The 4,783-nt window shown below is 71.9% G+C and carries 4 protein-coding genes; all 4 read left to right on the forward strand.

Annotated features, from left to right (window positions below; genetic code table 11):
- Positions 1-2,556 (forward strand): toxin glutamine deamidase domain-containing protein (locus tag F8279_RS29175; protein ID WP_255474303.1); only part of this gene is annotated, 2,556 nt, incomplete at its 5' end.
- A 4-nt stretch (positions 2,557-2,560) separates the two neighbouring features.
- Complete coding sequence (locus F8279_RS29180) at positions 2,561-3,004, forward strand: hypothetical protein (protein WP_225853452.1); 444 nt, start codon at positions 2,561-2,563, stop codon at positions 3,002-3,004.
- Positions 3,005-3,021: 17 nt separating this feature from the next.
- Positions 3,022-3,741 (forward strand): deoxyribonuclease V, encoded by a 720-nt coding sequence (nfi, locus tag F8279_RS29185; RefSeq protein ID WP_151501657.1) that lies wholly within the window; start codon positions 3,022-3,024, stop codon positions 3,739-3,741.
- A gap of 105 nt (positions 3,742-3,846) precedes the next feature.
- A partial coding sequence (locus F8279_RS29190) for a hypothetical protein (RefSeq protein ID WP_151501658.1) occupies positions 3,847-4,783 on the forward strand: 937 nt, incomplete at its 3' end.

Genomic DNA, 4,783 nt, shown 5'->3' on the forward strand with positions numbered 1-4,783 from the left:
ACGCTGCTCGGCGGTCTCGCGGGCCCGCCCCATGTCCAGTCGCGGCCCCGCGAGACCGCCGAGCAGCGTGCCGCACGGCTGAAGGCCGATCGGGAGGGCCTCGACCGGCGGCGCTACCAGGGCTATCTGCAGTCTCAGCGTGCCTTGCACGAGGAGAACAGACGGGCGGCGCAGATCAAGGAGCTGCGTGAACTCGCCGAACAGCATTACGAGGCGGCGCGTTGGCTCCTCATGCAGGCCCACGAACTCCGCCAAGCCGGGCGGCACGAGCTCGCCGACCGGCACGTGTGGGAGGGCCGGCGGCGAGAACGCCTGCACTACCGAGCCGTCGACGAGGTGGAGGCCGTCCGTGCCGGCCAGCGTCTGCCGCGCGAGGTGATGGTCGAGGACGACCTCGACTTCTACCGCATCAACGACGACGTGGCGGACCTGGCCGTCGGCGCGGTGGAGACCGCCGACCACTCCGCGCTCACCGGTCACGGCCATCCCGAGCCGATCGACAGGTCCCGGCCCTACGGTCGCCGGGGAGGGCTCCGCCCTCCGCTGGCGCTGCACCAGACCGACCTCGAACGGCAGATGCCCCGCAACCCGGACGGCGGTGTGACGCGTACCGCCGATCCCCGGCGCGGCGGCTGGTTCCGCCTCGCGAACGACGGCGGCCCGGCGGCCGACGCCACCCGAGGGATCAACTGCCTCGACTGCACGCTGTCGCTGTTCGAGACCTGGGTTCACGGACGGCCGCGCGTCGCGGCGCCGCGTACGTTCGACGGCTACCTGAACGGCGACGTGAACCGGCCGGTCGGCGGGGAGGCGGACGGACCGCTGCGGGTCGAGCAGACGACCGGCGGCCGGTTCCAGGACCTCTGCCCGCCGGACCGGCCCGGGGTCACCCCTCGGGACCGGCAGCGGTTGGTGGACGGTGGCTACCGGGACCTGTACGCGCAGCTCGCGTCGGGTGGCCACGGCAGTTACGCGTTCCTCATCACCAGCTTCGAGGGCGGCGGCTCGCACGCCTGGGTGGCGTTGAACCAGAACGGCACGATCCTCTTCCTCGACCCGCAGACGGGCCTGGTGGCGGACCGGCCGCTCTACCACCACAGCGGCCGTCCGGCAGCCAGCAACGTGGTCGGCGTCGACGCTCTGGTGCTCGGCCCCGACGGCCGGCCGATGCCGCTCACCGGCCGCCCGCCCGGCACCTACAACGTCCTACCCGAGCCACTACCCCGCCCGGCGCCGCCACGGCCGCCGGCCCCGCCGCCGATCGCCGACGGCCACGTCCCGGACTTCAACCACGTCCACCTGCTCGGCGAGTCCACCACCATCCACCGCCGAACTGACGGACCGCTGCCGGGCAGCGCGCCCTCCGTCGAGCCGGATCCCGACCGGGTACGCGAGGACCACCGGCAGGCGCACGCCGACCGGATCGCCGCCGGGCTCTACGTGCGCGACGCGCTCGCGCAGAGCGGGAACCTCGACGCCGCCTTCACCGCCGGGGTAACTCCTGTCGAACTGGCGCAGCACGCCGACGTGCCGACGCTGCGGCGGCTCGTACCCGGGCTGGACGAGAGCGCCGCGGCCGACCTCACCCGCTTGTTCGCCGACCCGCGTGTGCAGCGGATGCTCGACCAGAACTGGGAGGCTCCGCCGCGACGGGAGGAGTTGCTGGCCGAGACGTTGGTGCGGCAGCTCGCGGAGCGGCCCGACCTGGTCCGGATGATCCTGGCGACACCGGAACTCGCCAACTCGCTGACCGCCCGGCCGCTGACCCTGCACCACCTGGCCAGCCACCAGCAAGCCATCGACGTGCTGGGCGAGGTGTTGGCGGATATCGAGAGAGACGGACCCGACTCGCAGATATTGACGGGCGATCTGAACCCTCTCCCCACTCCGCTGACCGCTGAGCAGCGCATGCTGTCCCGGCATCTGGCTTCACGGCGCCAGCAGGCCCGACAGCACGGCTTCGATAAGAGCAGGAAACGGGATCCGATCTATGTCGCCGTATACCTCAGTGGACTGCGTGCCGAGGCGGCCGTAGCGCAGGCAGAGCTGAACACGATTGCCACCGCTCTCGCAGGCGAGAAGGGGCAGCCCGGCTGGCGCAACGAGCCCAAGAGTGACGATCGAGTCAGCGACAAACTGGTCGAATACGGGAATGACGCCTCTCGCCTGAAGGACTTGGCCGCGGCGAAGGCCGAGTTCTCCACGCTCGATGACATCTATGACGCGTTAGGCGAACTCGTTGGTGATCCCGACGTGACGATCCTGGATGTCAAGGATCGTTTCGTTGCTCCGAACGGTAGTGGCTATCGCGACATCCTGCTCAACCTTCGCCTGTCCAACGGGCACGTAGGGGAACTGCGCCTGCACCTCAAAGCCTTGGAAGATGTGGCCGAATGGGAGCATGCGCTGTATGAGGTCCGACGTGACCTCGATGCCCTGGCAGAGTTGGACGGCCGTTCGCTGACGACGATGGAGACGGCAGTCCGGGACGGCCTGCTACGACGCGCGCAGAGCATCTACTGGGATGCGGTCCAGCAGACATTGGGAGAGGCGTGAAGCAGTGACGCACCCGACCGGCCTAGTGTTGCCGAAATTCTTCCTCTACTACGACTCGCCGGTGAAGTTGGTGAGGACGGAGGACGGCGGCATGGCGTGCTGGCGGCTCTCACTCGACACCGGCCGGTGGCAGGCAGCGGACAATCTCGTGAACAGGGTGCTGTTCGGTAGGGACGACGAGATATTCGAGATCAGCCCCGAGGAGTTCGTCTGGTACGTCGAGCAGGAGCGGGGCCTGAGTCTGTGCGGTGAAGGGCCTATTTTCGCTCTCTACGAAACCGTCCGGGCGATCGAGGACACGCTCCAGGAGGAACGCCGGTACCCGACGCCGCAGGAGCAGGCGCTGATCCGGGGAGTCCGGCGGCGGACCTTCGTGATGTTCGAGGAGCAGCTCCAACAGGCCGGCGATCCCGCCGCCGACCCCACCATCGCCTCCGCCGCGTCCTGACAGCGGCCGGGAACGTCATGCCCTCCACGGAAGGCCCACCCGTGCCCTATGTGCCGCCCGCCGACGTGGCCGAGGCGAGACGCGTACAGGAGGAGTTGCGGTCCCGGGTGGACCTGACCGGGCCCGGTCCCGCCGCGCCCGCGACGGTGGCCGGGCTGGACGTGGCGTATGCGCCCGACGGTGACCTGCTCGCCGCCGCCGTCACGGTCCTCGATTCAGCCACCCTCGACGTGGTGGACGAGGCGGTGTGCGTGGGGCGGCCCGCCTTCCCGTACGTGCCGGGGCTGTTCGCGTTCCGCGAGATGCCGGCGTTGCTCGCCGCGCTGGACCGGCTCACCACCCGTCCCGAGCTGCTGGTCTGTGACGGGCACGGGCTGGCGCACCCGCGCCGGTTCGGGCTGGCCTGTCACCTGGGTCTGGTGACCGGGCTGCCCACGATAGGGGTGGGCAAGACGCCGCTCGTCGGCTCGTGGACGGGTCCCGGCCCCGAGCGTGGTGACAGCGCCGACCTGTGCGACGGCGGCGAGGTGGTCGGGCGGGTGCTGCGGACTCAGGGTGGTGTGCGGCCGGTCTTCGTGAGCGTCGGGCACCGGGTGGGGTTGGACAACGCGGTGGACCGGGTACTGGCACTGACGCCCCGGTACCGGCTGCCGGAGACCACCCGTACGGCCGACCGGCTGTGCAGGCGGGCGCTCGCCGAAGCAGGCGCATCGGGCGGTGACCTGGGCGGGCGGTGATCGCGTGGCGCGGCACACATGTGGCGTGCTCGATGCGCGGGTGCCTGGAGGGGCCGGTAGTAACCTGACCGGCGGATCCGGTCCGGACGCAACGGTGAGGTGGAGATGTCGGCAGGGCGGCACGCGGCGCGGTGGGCCATGGTCGGCGCGCTGCTGGGTGGCCTGATCGCCGTCCCGGCGTCACCGGCGTCGGCCCGCGACGACCGGGTGGGACTGCGCTCGGCGAACAGCTTCACCGCCGGTGGTCCGCCGGGCACTGTGGCGGTCGAGGTGCGCAAGCGCACTGACGGCTGCGTGCAGTTGCGTACCGCGATCGGGCTCCGGTCGGAGAGCCTGCGGGCGGACCAGGTCCGGGTGCAGGTGGCGTCCGGGGGCCGATGGGTGCCGGTGCAGGTCTCCGGGGACGGCGGCGCCGTCGCCACCGCCGCGGTCGCTCCGGTCGACCGGCCGCTGTGCAAGGGCAAGGGCGTCACCGTGCGTTACCGGGTGTCGTTCCTGGCCGGGACCGTCGGCGGGCGGCTGGAGCTGGCCGGTGAGGCGAGCGCGGCCAACGGCGACGTGCTCGGCCGGGCTGGTGGGTCGGCCCGGCTGGTGGGCGCCCCGCGGACACCGAGCCCCAGCCCGTCCCGCAAGCCCTCGCCGACGCCCAGCGCGAGCGAGACCACGCCGGCCGAGGTGGCCGACACGTCGCCGGTGGCCGCCGCCGTCGCCCCGGCCACCGCCGCGGCCGACGACTCGTCGTTCGGAGGTTCCATGATCATGTGGTTCGGTATCGGGCTGGTGCTCGTCGGCGCCGCCCTCATCGTCCTGCTGCTGCGCCGCAACCGCGCCGACCGGACCGGCGGCGCGAACTCCGCCGACCTCCCGCCGGTCCCGCTGCCGCGCAGCACCACCACCTACCGCTCCGGCACGCCCGGACCGGCCCCCACGGTGTACGGGGCCGCGACGCCGCCCCGCCCGGCCGGCAACGTGTACGGCGCGCCCGCGTCCGTCCCGGCGTCACCGGCGCCGGCGGGCCCGGAGGCCACGAGCGCCCCTCCCC

The sequence above is a fragment of the Micromonospora sp. AMSO1212t genome (assembly GCF_008868145.1).
Taxonomy (GTDB): domain Bacteria; phylum Actinomycetota; class Actinomycetes; order Mycobacteriales; family Micromonosporaceae; genus Micromonospora; species Micromonospora tulbaghiae.